Here is a 16890-nt window from a genome sequence, read left to right on the forward strand (position 1 = left end):
CCGTAGTCCCAAATCGCCGCGCATCGAGCTGCGCCATCGGTCTGCATAGCTCACCATCTACACAGGCTTTGCCGCGAGGTCTTGGATGATGGTGTCGATCGCGATGCCTTCGTTGCGATAATATGTGCTTTTGGCAGGCGCGTTGGGCTCGGTGAGCCAGCCTCCGCTGTGATGCAGCGCAATCAGGTTCCAGTCGGTGTCGAAGACCGGCGAGCCCGACGAACCCGGCAGTGTGTCGGTCAGATACTGGACGCGGCCGCCGCCGACGAAGGCCACGACATTGGCGACGAACGAAATCTGTTTCTGCGCACCGCCGGGATGCTGGATGATGTTGACATGATCGCCGGCCTTGACGGTCATGGTTTTCAATTCCAACTCGCCCCATTTGGAGGCATCGCCCTTGATGCGGACGGCGGACCAATCATTGTCCTTGGAGGTACGAAGAGGCACGGCGGTGTCGATGTCGAACTGGTCGAGCGGCGCGTCGAGCCCGGCAACGGTGCGCTGATAGTTGAACTGGACCACCGTGCCCGCCAATGAAGCGCCGTCAGGCAAGACATGGTTGTTGGTGATCAGTATCCCGCCGGTGGTCATGAAGCCGGTGCCGGAGCTGCCATCCGCACGCTTGATGCGCACCACCGATCTTGCCCTGACAAGGCCGAGTTCGAGATAGCTGATCGGCACCAGCGTGCTCTTGTCGCCAAGGATTTTTTCGAGCTGGGCCGGCGCCGTCGCGCCGCTCCAATTGGCGGTCGCGGGGCCTTCGACCGGCGGCGGCGGGGCGTGCTGCTTTGCCTGCAGCAGTGCCTGGTCGCCGGGATTCTCATCGAGTGCAAAGGCGACGAGGTCGTCGGCCCTGGTCTCCTGCTTTGCGCGCTGGACAATCGCAAACCAGTTGTTGATCGCCTTGTTGTCAAAGGCGATCTGGGCCGTCGAAAGACCGACACCTTTGGCAACACGCACGCCGTCGCCGATCATCGGGTAAAGGTTGGCGAGGATGCGGTTGAGACTGTTCAGTTCGGATTGCGTCCATTCGGTCATGGGATTCCCTCCGACCCTAAGCCTTCTTCTTCCGCTTGCGTGATCCCGCCCGCATGGCAATTTCGGTGCCGCGAACCGTTTCGTACTGGTCGGCATCGACCAGCGACTGGTCGAAGCTGACGCCGGTCATTTCGGAGATTTCGGTCAGCGGGTACATGGCGCCGATGAACTCGTCGGAGACGGCAAACTCAAGCTGCGTGTCCGACAGATCCTGTTCGAGCACGAAGCCGTAGCTGGCGATGCCGTCACTGACGCGGGCGACCACCACCTTCCAGAAGCGGCGCGGCACTAGCGCGCGAAGACTGGTGCCTTTGGGACCCTTGCCGGCAAAGGTCCGGTCGTCTTCGGCGAGGACCGGCCCGGCGAAGACGCAAAGCCGCTCGCTCGCCGCCTCCGACAGGACGTGGTTCTCAAGATCGCCCCAGTTCTTCTCGCCGCTGTCGGAGCGGTTGTAGCCTTCGACCTGGGGCGAGCAGTTGGTGACATGGAAGGAGCAGACATTGCCCCTGAGCAGCAGCTCGAAGGTGCTGCCCCAGGCCACGTCATCGCGCCTGACGATATGGCCCTTGTCGAAGGCGCCCTGATCCTGGGTGTAGAAGACATCGGGGATCTGATACTTGTCGTCGAGCCGCAGATCCGGGAACCAGCGCTCGCTGAACAGGCCGCCACGCGAATAGTTGCGGCCCTTTTCCGGCTCGCGCAGATTGCTCTCCTCGGTGACGTTGGAGGCGGTGAACAGCGCCAGCCGCCGCTTGGCGTGCATCTTGAGTGAAAAATTCTGGTAATCTAGCCGCGTGCCCCCTGCCTTGAGCTGCGCCAGCACGGACAGGTCGGTGGCCTCCGGCATCGGCACCACGACGGGCGCGAGTTTAGTGCCGCCGGACAGGAATTTTTCGTCGTAGCCCTTATAGCCGGCATAGTCCGCGACCGTTTTGGGAACGAATGCGCCGCCTGGAGGGGTCGGCTTGGCCGCTTCCAGTTCGACCGATTCCGTGACCGCTTCATGGCCAGGCGTTGCGCCGAGCGAGACGGTGATGCGCAACGGCACTTCGAAGGTGACGCTGCCGCCCGGCGAAACGACGACGCCTCCGGATGGAGGCGTCTGGGTGGCGACGCCCGGGATCTGCTGGGCGCCGCCGACTTCAACCAGGTTTACGCCCTCGGCCGGCGACCCACTGTCCGCCTTGTTCCACCATGCGCCCCAATCGTTGGGGCCGCCGCTGGCGGCGCCGGCGAAATTGAGGCCGAGGTCGACGACACGCTGGTCCTTGGCGAGCGCGCCGGTGGGCACGGCGTAGTTGCGCTCGAGATAGCGGCCGGCAAAATGCAGCGCCACGACCTCGCCGGTGGCGAGGTTGATCATGGCGGTGCCGGAGTTGCCGCCAGTGGTCGAGCAATCATGTGTCGCCGCGCTGACGATCTTACCGAAACTCTCCGTATCGAAGCCGCCCTGCAGCATGCCCGGTTGCAGGCGCTTGACCTGGAAACGATTGCGCATGAGCTCGTTCTGGACATCGACCGCGTTGCGATTGTCGAACGCGGGATAGCCGATGGCGACGACTTCCTGGCGCAGCATATCGCGCGCGTCGGCGACCGCGAGCGACAGCGGCGTGATGTTGTCGGGCAGGCCTTCGACTTCGAGGATCGCCATGTCCCAATAGGGATGGATCATCCGGACATTGCGGATCTTGAAGACGTTTCCCGCCGCCGAATCGCGCTTGAAGTCGATGCCGGCGGCGCGGCCGTTGATGAATTGCACATTGCGGTCGCCAAGGCCGTCCGCAAATATCTGCGCCACATGACGGTTGGTCATCAGCAGGTTGCGGCCGACGACGAAGCCCGTGCCGCCGTAAGGGATATTGGTGTTCCACAACAGTTCGATACGCCCGATCGCCGGCAGGGCGGCTTCGATGCGCTGCTTCAATGCGGCCTCGCTGGTAAGCTTCGTCCACAGCGAATGGCCAGGTGTCGGAGCGCCGTCGAAAGTCAGCGTCGTAAAGGTGCCATCCTTGATGTCATAGACCGGCCGCAACTCCGGGATGATTATGGCTTCCAGATCGGAAAGCTGCTCGGGCGCGACTTCGGCGCCCCGCGCGAGGCTCTCCATGCCAGCGCGCGCCGATTCAAACGCCGCCTCCGTCTTGCCGGCTTCCGCAGGCGCAAGGGATTCCAGTCCGCCGCCTGCCATCGTCTCCATGTTGCCGAGGACCGATTCAGTCCCCTCGCCCCCGGTGACGAGATCGAGATATCGACGGATTCGCTGCTCTCTGCTGACCGGCATAGTAGCCCTCTAACGTTCTGTCGAAGTAAAGAACTGTATTGCCCCATTTTAGACTGGTGCAATTCTGACTGGCAGGCAAGGAAACAAATCAACTCGCGTCGAAGATGACCGCAGCGCAACGTCGGCATGTCTCTTTGCGGCAGTCGCTCGCGCGATGTATGACGCTCGCATTATTTCAGCGATGCCGTATGTGATCTCCGTCACAGACGCTCACGCTGTTTGCCCCCACCTATCGCAACGGGTGGAAGGGCCATTGCGGCCGCTCGGTTTTACAGAAATTTTATCACCTATCCATTTTTATCAGTTGGCGCCTGCACGCGCGGCTCCTCCCGCCGCGCGTGCAGGCGGCTTTCCGCCCGGCACGAGCCAGGCACTGGGCGCGACCACTGCGCCACGCCTTTACAAGGCGTAATCGCAAGGGATGAACGCCGGCCTTTGACGCGGTGCACTCTTGCCTTAGACTTCGGCCCTTAAACTTCGCCGATTGCGGCAATTGGGAATTTGGAACATGGCTTTTGGCGGCCCTAACGACAGAAACGATCTGCCGCGCCTGGCACGCATCGATCCAAAGCTGTTCGATATCCTGTTCAGCGGCTGCAAGGTCGAGCGCTACGCCGCCGGCCAGCATCTGTTCGTCCAGGAAGATGCCGCCGACCGGATCTACGGGGTGATGAGCGGCACGGTGGAAATCTCGATCTATTCGCCTGGCGGGCAGAAGCTGGTGGCCAATATCGAGCTGTCGCGCAGCCTCGTCGGCGAGATCGGCGCGCTTGACGGGCGGCCACGCACCGCCACCGCCATCTGCCTGACCGCTTGCGAGCTGGTTTCGCTCAGCAGGACACAACTCTTTGATCGCATTGAGAGAAATCCACCGCTGGCACGCGCGATGATCGAACTTCTGTGCGCCCGGCTGCGCTGGGTCAGCGGCGAACTCGGCGACCAGGCCTTCTTCGGCATCGAGGCGAGGCTCGCCAAACGCCTGGTCTTCCTGGCCAAGGTGATGGCCGACAGCGCCGGCTGGATCCCGATCTCGCAATCGGAACTCGGAGAGTTCCTCGGCGCCACGCGCGAGTCCGTCAACAAGACGCTCAACGACTGGCGCAACCGCTCGTTCATTGCCATCAAACGCGGCGGCCTGCGCATCACCGACACCGGGGCACTGCGCCACATCGCCGAGTCGCAGGACGACGACTGACGCCGAATCAGAGCCGCGAAATCAGGTAGCGCAGCGCCGAGCGGCTGGGCATGAAGAAATATCCACCCCCCTTGGTGGTGACGAATTGCGGCATGTCACGGAGCGTCGTGACCTTTTCCCATGACGGAATGGTGAACCTGCCATCGCCGCCGCGCGAACCAATCGTCGGGTCCTTTTCAGCGACGAGGCCCTGGAACGTGGCCGACGAAACCCAGGTCTGCTGAATGAATTCGTACTGGCGCTCTATGTCGGCGTTGAGGCACATGAACAGCAGCCCCTTTTCGACCTTGCCATTCTTGCCGTCCTGCTTCTGATAGGTGCGGCCGACCCGCAGGATACGATGGCGCTTGCCGATATTGATCTGCGTATCGCGGTCCTCACCCAGCGAGTCGCGTGGGTTGGAACGGCGAATGTGGGCACCAAGCGGGCAGCGATGGCCTTGCGGATCCTCGGCGCCAGCGGCGAAGTTGTTGTCGATGACGCGTCCCGGATGATCGGGGTTGCGCACCAGCGAGCTACCGTTCTGCCAGCGGCCGAGCATCTTGGCGGCAATCCAGTCTTGCGTGATGGCTTGGTTGCCGAGTTGGCTCGCGACCAAGGCTGCAGCCTTTTTGCAGTAGTTGTTGAAGACGTCGACGTGCTGCTCGAACTGGCGAATAACCAGGAATGAACCGTTGCGCCCGAAATCGCGCGGCGGTGGCGGCAGGCCCGGAATCAGCCGGCTACGGCGCACCTGCGAAAGGATTCCAGTCCGATCGCGTGATGCGCTTACCGAGGGCGAGGCTGGATAGAACCCATGCTCATCACGATAGCCGAACAGGAACTCGCCGGGCGCGACCAGATGCATGGGCGCGGCGCCCCTGCTGGCGCGGGTCGTGCCCCGGACAATCGGCTGCGAAATCCCGTCCGCGAAACCGAAATGCTCGTAGGCTGGCCCACGTTCCGACCGATCGTCACGCTTTGCCCCGTCGGACGATTTCGTCTTCGTGTCGGTCGGACCCCGGTTTACGGCGAGCGGCAGTTCGGCAACGACCTTCATGCCTGCACCGGTCGTCTTTCGTCTCACGGTGGCAATCTCGGTCTTCAACCGTCCCGGGTCTTCAGCATAGCAGACGATGACCAGGTCCACAGGGTTCTCCAGCGACCCCCACTCCCATTCGTCCGGGCCGTCGCGGCCTCGGTCGTCCAGTATGCGCCCACGCTCGGGGTTGCCCATGCCATGGCGAAAGGCGATCGGAAATGTTTCCAGTGGATCGCCCTCCACACCCTCGTCGAGCCCAAACTGCCGCAGGCCACCGGGACCAAAGGCGACTATCATAGCGCGCCCGGCGGGCCTGCCTTCGCCGAAACTCGTCTGCTCGACAACGAAATCGAGCCAGGCTCTGCGCTTGGGCGCCGGCAACTTGTCCGGCACCCGGATCGCAAGCATATGCGAATAAGCGAGCGGGCCGAGCGGGCCGAAGAAGATGGACTGGATCTCGCCGGTTTCCAGCTGCTGTTCGAGAGGCGCCGGAAAGGCAGAGCTGATATTGGCCAGCAGCGAAGTGGTCTTTTGAACGGTGGTTGTTTCGCTCGCCGGGCGCCGTAGCGAACCGAACAAGCTCAGCCAGTCGCGCGCCTCGTTGCCGACGGCGGAAGCAATGCCGCGCCTGACCCGGGAATTGATCCGGATGCGCTCTGTGTTGATTTGCGGATAGGCGGAGTACCAGAACAGGGTCGGCACCTGCTGGCGCCGCGCCCAGCGCTTGAAACGATCGCCGTCGCGCGCGCCGTCCAGGAACAGCCATCGTGTGCGTGGATAGCCCACGGTGTTGCTCCACACGCCGGTCAGGCCAGCGGACGCCTTGGCGATGAAGTCCTCAAGATAGCTTTCCCAGCTGCCGCCGTAGTTGGAGAAGAACATCAATCGGTTGGAGCCGGGCAGCAGTATCCAGCGGGCGAAATGGATGGTGTTGATGGTGTTGAGGAAGCCTGGCTTGAATACCTTCTGGGCAGCTATCGAGATCAGGTAGAAAGAAAACCTGAGCGCCAGCCGCCGCAGAATGCCGGCCTTCATCGTCGAAATCGCAGTCAGATGGTTTTGTGCCGCGTGGCCCTCCTTGACGAGTATCGCGTTCAATTCAGATATGCCGATCGATGTGCTTTCCGGCCGATCCCTGTCCTCGCGGCGTCGCAGCGCCAGCAAGCACGAAAACGCCAGCAGCGCCGCTGCCACCAACACTCCAAGTCCCGACAACAGAAGTGAGGTGATTGCTACCGCTATGGCGGTGAAGGAGATTTCCTGGGAACTGATGTCGATAGATCTGCCGAACACCACACTGTAGGTCATGTACCAGCAAGCAGCCCAGATGATCGCCACCGTGACGAAGACCGGTGGTACCAGCAACGTCGTCATCAGGGCACGGCCCCAATGACCCGGCGGCTTTTCGAGCAGGCTTTCGGCCGGCTCGAACGCCCAGGCAAACGTCCCTAATGACTGGACACGCTGGCGAACTTCAGCGAGCACGGCAGGAGCGTTGCCGGCCCCTTTGCGTGGCCGCTCGACGATGTCGCGCACGGCTTCGAAAAGCTGCTGCTCGGCCTTGATACGCTGGACCGAGTGCCCCGGCGTGCCCGAAAACACCAGTCCGGCATTGCTGCCGAAGGACGGCGATATGTCGACATTGTGCTTGCGCAGGAAATCGTTCAATGCGCCGCCATCGCGCAGATCGCAGACATCCTTGAAGATCGGCCGCAGCCGGTGCCCGATGGCGTGCGTGACCGCATCGATGACATCGTCGATGCTGCCGTCACCGGAAATCTCGAGAACCAGAGCTCCTTTTTCCTGACCGGAATCAGCGCCGATCTCGCCGGTGCCGACCACGGTCAGGCTGGTGAAGTGGACGGTGCCGGCAATGTCGAGCGCGGTGCGGATCTCTTCGACGGCCGGGTTGCCGAGGCTGGCAACCTTGTCGCGGACAGCATCCAGCGACGCGGACCGGGTGACCGGGCAGACCACCGTCACCATAGACTGCGTTACGGTGCGGCAGAGTTCTGCCCGTTCGAAATCGACCTTGAGGGTTTCGGGATAGGCGCCGATGCGGGTCATGCGCCCGGCCTTGCCGGGCATGCGGCGCACGCCCTGCTTCTGGAACAGGGCGCGCAGGCTTTCGCCGATCTGGATCCTGGCGATCTCGGCGCCGATGCACTGATGAATGCCGTGGCCGAACACCATGTAGTCGCGATGCGGGCGCGATGTGTCGAACTGGTCCGGGTTCTGCACGGCGTCGGCATCGAACATCGCCGACAGCGTCGCCGGCATCACCACCGTGCCGGCCTTCACCAGGCGCTCGCGGCGCGTACCCTTGCCGATGATCGCGTCGCGGGCCGTGTAGCGCCAGGGGCCGACCCAGATCGGCTTGAAGCGCATGGCTTCAAGGACGGCCCTGTCGAGCTTGGCGGTATCGTTTTCGGCCAATGCGGCATCGATAGCCTGCCGTGCGTCGGGCCGCGACAGGATCACGTCGAGGCAATTGCCGGCGGCCAACACATTGGTCGGGACGAAGCCGGCGATCATGCCCAGCATGATCGAATTGAGGTCGTCCCGCGACAGGCGGCCCTGATCCATCTGGACAACCAGCCTCGCCAGCGGTTGCTCGGCCTTCAAGCCCCGGTCCCTGGCCGACTGGATGGAGCGATCGATGACTTTGAGAAGACGGTCGCCCGCCACCACTGCGAGTTCGCGCATGACGGGGCTCGCCGTCGGGTCCGAAAAGAACAGCGCACTCAGCGCGATCGCCCAGTCGGCGAATTCGGATTCATCGTCGATCTCGACGCCGAAATAATCTCGACAGATGTGCACCGGGACGATCTTCATCAACCTGGAGATCGCATCGAAGCCGGGGCTAGCGCGCATCATGATCTCTTGCGAATGACGCGCCGCGATCGGCCTGACGGCGGCTTCGACCTCGGCCGGCGGGAATGCACTCAGCACCGACGATTTCATGCGCCGGTAGTCGGCGCCGTCCTGCATGCCGAGGATGAAGTTGGATCCCCGGGCAAGCTCGGTCATTTCCGGGCCGTATGGGGTCTGGAATTCGTCGCCGCGCTCCAATATGTCGCGGACATCGGCGTTCTTGGTGACCACGAGAACACCGAAGAGCTTGCCGGTCGGCCGGAAACGCCGCAACAAGGAAAGCGCCCAGCGGGGGTCTTCGGCCAGAGACCCGACGATGCGCGCAATCAGCCCTGTCTTCCGGATCCGGCCGAGATCGAAGGGCGGCATTTCCGACAGCGGGCGCTGGTTTTTCTGGGCCGCGCGAATAGCGTCGAAATACTTCAGTTCGGTCATGCGCGTTCAAGCCCCCCGGCTATCCACGTTATTGCGATGCCGGCCGTTCAACGCCTAGGTTTGCATCGGTTGCACGTATGTGAATCTTTTCACAGTTGGTCCATGTTCCAGCCAGCATTGACGCCATGTTCATTTGGCCAGTCGGAAATTGGCGACGAGGATCTCGTTCGCGGCCTTGTCGGTGAACGGTATCCAGCGCACACGCTGTTCTGAAAAATCGGGATGCCGGGTGGTGAAAATGGTCATCTCGCGCCGCGCCTGTTCCGGCCGGCCGCTTCGCATCAGCGCGCCGATCTTCAGGAACCTGGAATAGAAATAGCCGGGAGACAGGTTGAGCGAGCGGTCAGCGGCAGCGATCGCCGCCGGCCAGTTCTCGACCAAACAATAGGCCGCCGTCAGTTCCCCCAGATTGTGGAAGCGGTAGAGGTCGAACGGGCTCAATCGCTCGGTATCGAGAAAGAACGGTATCGCGGTCGCGGCATTGCCGAGCAGCAGCTGGGCGCTGCCCATGGCCGAGCGCGCGAAGGCAAAGCTCGGATTGATGTGGATCGCTTCCTCGAGATGGTCGACGGCCGACCGCGGTTCGCCGCGCATGATGTCGACGGCGCCGAGATGGGCGTGCGGGCGCGCATCCAGGCTGTCCACCAGCAACGCCTTGCGGGCAAACTGCTCGACCTTGTTCAAATCGTCGCTGTCGCCGAAACGCAGCCATGCCCGCCAGAAATACCACCACGCCAGTTCGTTGAGCACGGCGCTCGAGTTGGCGTCCTCGCGGTAGGCCTTCTGGAAGAACTCGAGTGCGGTTTCGGTGTCGCCGCGGGTGCGCCGGTTCATGTGCCAGCGGCCCCGTCGCACCAGTTGCCAGGTCTCCAGGCTTTCCCAGGGAACCTGGAAGGTGCGTGCCTGTTCCGCCCGGTCGACCTCCTTGTCGAGGATCGAAACGATCTCAGCGCCGATCTGGTCGCGCAGGTTGAAGATGTCGACCAGATCGCGATCGAAGCGCTGCGACCACACCAGCCGCCCGTTGGACGCGTCGGCCAGCGAGGTGTTGAGGCGGATCTGACCACCATTGCGCATCAGCGTGCCGCTGACGATGTAGCGCGCGCCGAGCGCGTTGCCGATCACCCGCGTGCCCAGCGTGTCGTCGCGGAACTGGAAGCTGGAGCCCTTGGCGATGACCGAGAGCCATCTGGTGTTGGATAGACCATAGATGATGTCCTCGGCGATGCCGTCGGCCATGTAGCCGATGTCATGCTCGCCGCCATCGGCGTGGAAGGGCAGGACGGCGATCGCCGGCGGCCCCTTGGATGACAGCTTCTGCTGCGCATTGGCCTGGGGAATGGCCGCGAACGACGCCGCCGGCGAGGATCCGTTGCCGCTGCGGCCGGCGATCAGAACGCGCACCGGCAAGGCGATGTTCTTCAGCATGAATTCGCCGAGATCGGTGAAATCGGCCGCCGTCTTGTCCTTCACATGGTGCCAGGTCGTCTCCGAAACGGCGAGACCGTTGCCCGGCGCGAATTCCTGGATTCTCGCCGCGATGTTGACGTCGTCGCCGTAGAGGCGGCCACCACGCACGATGACGTCGCCGGTGTTGATGCCGGCGCGAAACGGCATGCGCATATCGTCGGCAACCTCGGCGTTGAGGGCGACGATGCGGCCCTGGAAATCAAAGGCTGCGCGCAACGCCTCGATCGGATTGCCGAACTCGGCCATGATGCTGTCGCCGGCGTCGCCGAACGTGCGGCCGCCAAATGTGCCACAGCTGTCGGCGATGATGTCGCGCCGTTCCTCGAATGCCGCGACAGCAGACTCGTCGTCGATGCCCATCAGCCTCGAGAACCCGACGGCATCGATAGAAATGATTGTCGCCAGCTGACGGGTGTAGTTCCGTACAGCCATGTTCGAGCCCCCGCTCCCTTTCTGGTTCTGGTCCAGCACAGGCGACGACCCGTTCCTGAAACACTTCGCCGCGCGCTGAGAGATGAAGATTCCGGCGGGGTTGGCGCGCCATGCCACCCCGCCAGGACCAGAAGTCTAGCAGGGTCTTTGGCAAAGCTCTACCACCATCGGGTTGTCCAGCGCGGGCCGTGGCAGCACTCATGGTTGGCCGGCCGTTGGCGCAAATATGGGCGTGCCGTCGCTCTGATCGCCGCGATCCAGGGCTTCACGGAACCTGCGCGACGTCAGCTATCGGAACAAACTGTGCTGCCTGCGAGTTTCCGGTGCGGTTCAGCCAACGTGAAATGAGGGTAATCATGCGAAATCTTGTTCTGGCGACCGGTGTCGTCGTTGTTCTGGCCGGCTCGACGGCCTTTGCCGCGGATGACAGCCCGCTGCCGCCGACGAATGCCCAGAAACTGTCGGCAATCATCGCCAAGGTCGAGCAGCGCGACGGCTTTCGCTATGTGAAGGAGGTCGACTGGGACAAGGACGGCTACACCGTGACCTATTACACCGCCGACAAGGCGAAAGTCGAAATCACCTTCGATCCCGTGACCGCCGAACCGAAATAGCGCCGATACCGCACCGCTTCGGCAATTCCGTCCGCCGCGTTTTTTGCCTACGATGGTGGCAGTTGTCGGACAACGGGGCGACCATGCTTTCTTCCAATCGAATTGCCAACTCGCTTGCGCTTGTCGTTGCACTGGCTGGCGCGGCGGTCTGCCTTGGTCCAGCGCGTGCCGACGGGCCATCCTTCGACTGCCGCAAAGCCAGCCTGCCGGTGGAAAAGGCGATCTGTGCCGACCCGCGACTGTCGGCAATTGATGCCTTGGTGGCCGAGGCCTTTACGGGTTTCGAGCCAGCCTTTGGCGGCGACAAGCGCAAGATCGCCCGTGCGCTCATCGCCGACAGGAACGCCTGTGGGCAGGATGCCGCCTGCATCGTCAGCGCCCAGAACAATGCGCTGCAGACCTACGGCAATGCGCCGTCCTGGGTGCAGGACTACAACATCGCCCTGATCGGCAAGAAGGCGCTCGACACCGCGGCCCGCCATCCGGGCAGCCTCGACCAGCCCCTGCCCTCGTCGATCGGCCAATGCGCCTTGACCCACATCACCGCGCTGACGACGCGGCTCGGCGACGACCCGCTGGAAACCGCCGGCCCTGAAGCCGGCAGCCTGGCGCGGTTCAGCAATGGCGGCGCCGGGGTTTCCTACGAGCGGGAGCCTGGCCTTGCCAGTTCGAAAGCCGGCGATCCTGTCGTCATGTGCCTGATATCGATCCCGAGGGATTGTCCGCAGGGCGACGAGCGCGGGCGGGTCTATTACGGCGTCGACCTCACGATAAAAGGCACATGGGTTTTGCCGGATTCACAACATCTATGCGGCGGCGCCTGAAGATTTGCCGCAAAGCACTGCTGGATGCACTCTTGCGCCGATCCGCCTTTGATGGCTGAGTGCGCGTAACAGTTGCAGGGCACGGGGGTGCATGGCCATGGTTAAGCATGTTTTGAAGCGCATCCTGATGATGCTTGCCGGCTATTTCGTTTCGGTGCTGATCGGATTGTTCGCGGTCGTGGCGATATATTGCGCACTCGCCGTATTGCCCAACGCGCCGGACTATTTCGGCGCCATGCAATTTTCGCCCATTGTCGTGCTGCTGTGGCCGCCGCTCGGCATGGTCGTCTATTTCCTGACGATCGTGCTGACCGGCCTGCAGACGCTGATCTTCGCGCTGCTCGCCGAATTCTTTGCCCTGCGCAATTTCCTGGTGCACATGCTGTTTGGCGCCGCTGCCGCTGCAGCCGGCTTCTTCCTGGTCTGGCCGGCCGCGGAAGAGGATGCCGGACGCTGGGCCGATATCGGCATCATCGCCGCCGCCGGCCTCGTAGCCGGCCTGGTCTATTGGCTGATCGCGGGCCGCGACGCCGGCTTCCGGCGTCCGCTCATCCAGCGCTGATCGCAGGAAACGGGCGACCGTCTATCGGCCAAAAATCTAATAAAACCAGAGAGACAAAGTGAGTTCCTCGTTTCGTTGAACGAGGAACTCCGCTGGTTCAGCTCGTCGGCGAACGCACCGCTTCGGTCGCGTCCAGCGCCTGCATCAGCCGCGTGTCGCGGTCGTAGACGTCGTTGAAATATTCGACTTTGCCGGACAGGTCCGGCCAGGCAGTGAAGTAGGAGACATAGACGGGAATCGTGCGTGTCACGTCTTCGCTGGCATGGCCGTGCTTGAGCTTTTCGGCGATGTCGTCGACCGAGACGCCGAGCACCGCCGCCGCCATCCCACGTGGATCCTGAAGGCGAATACAGCCATGGCTGAGCGCCCGCATATCGCGCTGGAAGAAGGATTTTTGCGGCGTGTCGTGCATGTAGATGGCGTGCTTGTTGGGGAACAGGATCTTCAGTTCGCCCAGCGCATTGGCTTCGCTCGGCTGCTGGCGCACGCTGTAGGGAATGTTGGCGCCGTAGGCGCCCCAATTGACCGAGGAAGAGGGAACCCGCCTGCCGCGCGAATCGGTCACCTCGTAGCCGGCACGGTCGAGATAGCCCGGATCGCTACGCAGCCTTGGCAGCATCTCGTTGACGATGATCGACTGCGGCACGCCCCAATAGGGATGGAAATCGACCTGCTTGATCTCCTTGAAGAAGAAGGCGGTCTGGTTGGTGGTCCGGCCTATGACGACGCGGGTCTTCAGCTTCTCCTCGCCATTGTCGATATAGCTGGCGGTGAAGGCGGGCTGGTTGATGAACACCCGCGGGCTGCCGAGATCGGACGGCAGCCAGCGCAATTCTTCCAGCGCGACCTGCACCTTCTGCAGCCTGTCTGCCTTGGATGCGCCGGCGAGCGAGGCGACGGTGCGCGGGCCGATGACCCCATCGCCCTTCATGCCGGCCTTCACCTGCACGGCCTTGATGATCGGAACCAGTTCGGGAACATAGACATCGCTGGTGCCGAGACGAGACAGGATCTCGCCATAGGCGCCGCCCATCTCGTCGTCGAGATTGCGCGCGATCAGCGTCAGCAGCTTCGGCAGTTCGGCGCTGGTCTCGCCGGGCTTCAGCAACAGCTTGGGATCGACGACGATTTCGTTTTCGGCGCTCGCCTGCAGCGATTCAAGTTCGACGCGCAGCGCCTGATATTCCGCGTTCTGCGGGTGCCGCGATTCGAGGTAGGTGCGCACTTCCTGGGTGTGGGCCAGCGTCTTGAGCGCGCCTTCCATGTCGACCGGCTTCGGCGGAAATTCATAGTAGCCGGTGATGCGATTGGGATCGACGCGCCCGCTCTGGGCGTCACGGGCATAGCGCAGTACGCGCGCTGACAGCGCCATCTCGAAGCGGACGAGTTCCTTCAGATGGGCGTTGGCATCGACTGCCGATGCGTTGGCTGCTGGCACTTCGACCGTGTAGTCGGCCGACGTGAGACCATAGCTTGCGGCTTCGCCAAGCACCCGCACCGCATCCTGGGCGCGGGCATTGGGATTGCCCTCGTTCACCCAGATGAAATCAGGATTGGCAGAGTAATAGGCAATCAGTGCCTTGGCGATATCGGGCTCGGCATAGAGTTCATAGTCACGAAGGCCTGCAACGGCTTCGCGGAAGGCAGTGCTGGTCGCCGACGGCACAAAGGCGGCGTCTTCAGCTGTTGCCACCTGGGGAGGTGCCGCCACCAACGCGGCAAAGTCGACGCGCACCAGCCGGTCGGCCTTGTAGGTGTAGTAGGACGGGCTGCTGATCCTGGTGCCGCCGCCGCCCGATACGGCGGGCTTCGGCTTGCGCTTTGGCGGCGGCGGGAATTCGCCTTGCGGCCTGTGCTTGACGCCACCGCCGAACAGCATGTCGAACAGGCCTTGCGCGCTTGCCTGCGGCACACCGAAGGCCAGTGCTGCCGCCACTGCAAGCGGCATCACGGTGGCTTTATTTCCGAGGAATTTCATTAATCACCCGCTCCGGCTGCAAGCCGGCTCCCGTTCCGCGCCGCTAGACGATCTTGCCAACCGCATGGCGGATGTAAGGCGCTACTATACCGATTCATACCGATTTCGTTAAGCTTCCATAAATTTCCGCAGGCCTGTTGCAGAACGGTTTCACAACATCGTGACGTCTGGAGCGGCGTTGCCGCTCCAGACCGGTCAAAGCGGCTGCTGCTTCAGGCGTTGGCGCCACCGTCGATGGTGAGCGCGGCGCCGGTGACGAAGCGCCCTTCCGGACCGGCGAGCCAGGCAACCATGCCGGCGATCTCGTCAGCCTTGCCGAAGCGGGGCGTCGCCATCTTCCGCCGCTGGTGTTCGGCATGCGGGCCTTCGGCCGGGTTCATGTCGGTGTCGGTCGAACCGGGATGAACGACGTTGGCGGTGATGCCGCGCGGACCGAGGTCTCGCGCCAGCGCCTTGGTCAGGCCGACCAGCGCAGCCTTGCTGGTCGAATAGGCGCTGAGGCTGGTGTCGGTGACGCGCTCGGCCAGATTGCTGCCGATCGAAATGATGCGGCCGCCCTCGCCCATGTGAGCCGCTGCCGCCTTCGAGGCCACGAACGGCGCTCTCAGATTGACCTCAATGGTCTCGTCAAAGTCGGCCAGCGACATCTGTTCGATGGGCGCCGCGCGCCAGATGCCGGCGCTGTTGACCAGGATGTCGAGCCGGCCGAAGGCATTCACCGCCTCGGTGACCGAGCCTTCGATGGCGGCGGCGTCGCGATTGTCGGCTTGGATGGCGATCGCGCGACCACCTGCCGCTATAATCTCGGCGACGACAGCTTGGGCCGGCGCCGAGCTGTTGACGTAGGTGATGGCAACGTCGGCGCCATCGGCCGCAAGCCGTTTTGCTATCGCAGCACCTATGCCGCGGCTGCCGCCGGTGACCAGTGCTGCCTTGCCGTTCAATCCGTTCGCTGACATGTCATTTCTCCGTTATGTAACGATCGATACATAAATATCTGGCAACCTTGCCTGGCGACGTCAAGTGAATTATGTATCGATCAACACAGAAAAGATCGTCATGCCGGAAAAAGGCCGTCCCCGCACCTTCGATCGAACCGCCGCCTTGCGGCAGGCGATGGAGCTGTTCTGGGCCAAAGGCTATGAGGGCACCTCGATCGCCGACCTGACCGCGGCGATGGGGATCAGCTCGCCCAGCCTCTATGCCGCCTTCGGCAGCAAGGAGGCGCTGTTTCTGGAAGCGACCGAGTATTACACCCGCAACGAAGGCACCGAGATCTGGAGCGCGCTGGACGAAGCGCCGACGGCATGCCAGGCGATCGAGAATTTCCTGCGCCAGACGGCAAAAGCGTACTCTCAGGACGACCGCCCGCAGGGCTGTCTCATCGCGCTGGGCGCACTGCACCAGGATTCAAGCAGCGGCGCGATCTGCGATGATTTGCGCCGCCGCCGCGCCGAAAACCACACCCTCTTGCTGAGACGGCTGGAACGCGGTGTGGCGGAAGGCGAATTGCCGGCGGGCTTCGACAGCAACGCGGCGGCGACCTTCTATGCGACGGTCCAGCACGGCATGTCGATCCAGGCCCGCGACGGCGCCTCGTGCGAAGCGCTGATGGCCACAGTGGCCGGAGCGATGGCGGCGTGGCAGGGGCTGGTCGGAACAGCGTGACAAAGCGCGGAGCTTGTGCTGGAAATCCAGTCGGCGGCGAAATGCGCCGGGAGGGATCATCCGTGAAAAAAGGGTATCGCGAGTTGCTCGACGAGGCCAATGCCGAGATCGAGGTGGTCTCGCCCGAGGAAGCGGCCGGGCTGCTCGACGACGAGGACACCATCTTCGTCGACCTGCGCGATCCACGCGAGATCGAGCGGGACGGCCAGATCCCCGGCGCCAAACATGTCACTCGCGGCATGCTGGAATTCTGGATCGATCCCGAAAGCCCTTACCACAAGCCGTTCTTTGCCTCGGGCAAAAGCTTCGTCTTCTTTTGCGCCGGCGGCTGGCGCTCGGCGCTGGCCACCAAGACGGCGCAGGATATGGGGCTGTCGCCGGTCAAGCACATCCTTGGCGGCTATACCGCCTGGAAGGCGGCCGGATTGCCCGTCGAGCCGGGCGGCAAGAAGAACGGTTAGCTCACCGCTCCGGCGTTGTCGGAGTCGACAATAC

General features: G+C 62.9%; 12 protein-coding genes. 6 read left to right on the top strand and 6 right to left on the bottom strand.

Going from position 1 to position 16890, the window contains the following annotated elements:
* Positions 1-57: 57 nt before the first annotated feature.
* Positions 58-1041, bottom strand: coding sequence for a trypsin-like peptidase domain-containing protein (locus NLY42_RS21695; RefSeq protein ID WP_023755269.1), 984 nt, complete (start codon positions 1039-1041; stop codon positions 58-60).
* A gap of 16 nt (positions 1042-1057) precedes the next feature.
* On the bottom strand, positions 1058-3322 hold the full coding sequence (locus NLY42_RS21700; protein WP_286488727.1) for a DNA/RNA non-specific endonuclease: 2265 nt from the start codon (positions 3320-3322) through the stop codon (positions 1058-1060).
* A gap of 508 nt (positions 3323-3830) precedes the next feature.
* Here NLY42_RS21700 and NLY42_RS21705 point away from each other — a divergent pair.
* Positions 3831-4517: a Crp/Fnr family transcriptional regulator gene (locus tag NLY42_RS21705; protein WP_023668987.1), complete on the top strand. Its 687-nt coding sequence runs from the start codon at positions 3831-3833 to the stop codon at positions 4515-4517.
* Positions 4518-4524: 7 nt separating this feature from the next.
* Here the strand turns inward: NLY42_RS21705 and NLY42_RS21710 are convergent, their stop codons facing one another.
* Both NLY42_RS21710 and NLY42_RS21715 read right to left on the bottom strand, forming a co-directional pair.
* On the bottom strand, positions 4525-8847 hold the full coding sequence (locus NLY42_RS21710; protein WP_023748793.1) for a cytochrome P450: 4323 nt from the start codon (positions 8845-8847) through the stop codon (positions 4525-4527).
* Positions 8848-8976: 129 nt separating this feature from the next.
* On the bottom strand, positions 8977-10749 hold the full coding sequence (locus tag NLY42_RS21715) for an adenylate/guanylate cyclase domain-containing protein (protein WP_023726586.1): 1773 nt from the start codon (positions 10747-10749) through the stop codon (positions 8977-8979).
* A 356-nt stretch (positions 10750-11105) separates the two neighbouring features.
* On the opposite strand from NLY42_RS21715, the gene NLY42_RS21720 reads away from it, so the two are divergent.
* The 3 genes from NLY42_RS21720 to NLY42_RS21730 all read left to right on the top strand — a co-directional run bounded on the left by NLY42_RS21720 (position 11106) and on the right by NLY42_RS21730 (position 12749).
* Positions 11106-11363, top strand: coding sequence for a PepSY domain-containing protein (locus NLY42_RS21720; RefSeq protein WP_023726587.1), 258 nt, complete (start codon positions 11106-11108; stop codon positions 11361-11363).
* Between the two features lie 83 nt (positions 11364-11446).
* Positions 11447-12187, top strand: coding sequence for a lysozyme inhibitor LprI family protein (locus NLY42_RS21725; protein ID WP_031244658.1), 741 nt, complete (start codon positions 11447-11449; stop codon positions 12185-12187).
* Positions 12188-12278: 91 nt separating this feature from the next.
* The gene (locus NLY42_RS21730; protein ID WP_023668992.1) at positions 12279-12749 is read left to right on the top strand and encodes a hypothetical protein; all 471 of its coding nucleotides are present in this window, start codon (positions 12279-12281) and stop codon (positions 12747-12749) included.
* Between the two features lie 97 nt (positions 12750-12846).
* Here NLY42_RS21730 and NLY42_RS21735 read toward each other — a convergent pair whose 3' ends face one another.
* Both NLY42_RS21735 and NLY42_RS21740 read right to left on the bottom strand, forming a co-directional pair.
* Complete coding sequence (locus tag NLY42_RS21735) at positions 12847-14727, bottom strand: L,D-transpeptidase family protein (protein WP_023755272.1); 1881 nt, start codon at positions 14725-14727, stop codon at positions 12847-12849.
* Between the two features lie 212 nt (positions 14728-14939).
* Positions 14940-15686: a 3-oxoacyl-ACP reductase family protein gene (locus NLY42_RS21740; RefSeq protein WP_023688499.1), complete on the bottom strand. Its 747-nt coding sequence runs from the start codon at positions 15684-15686 to the stop codon at positions 14940-14942.
* A gap of 100 nt (positions 15687-15786) precedes the next feature.
* On the opposite strand from NLY42_RS21740, the gene NLY42_RS21745 reads away from it, so the two are divergent.
* On the top strand, positions 15787-16395 hold the full coding sequence (locus NLY42_RS21745; protein ID WP_023755273.1) for a TetR/AcrR family transcriptional regulator: 609 nt from the start codon (positions 15787-15789) through the stop codon (positions 16393-16395).
* Between the two features lie 62 nt (positions 16396-16457).
* Positions 16458-16856: a rhodanese-like domain-containing protein gene (locus NLY42_RS21750; protein WP_023688500.1), complete on the top strand. Its 399-nt coding sequence runs from the start codon at positions 16458-16460 to the stop codon at positions 16854-16856.
* Positions 16857-16890 lie beyond the last annotated feature (34 nt).

Source organism: Mesorhizobium sp. C372A, from assembly GCF_030323245.1.
GTDB lineage: Bacteria > Pseudomonadota > Alphaproteobacteria > Rhizobiales > Rhizobiaceae > Mesorhizobium.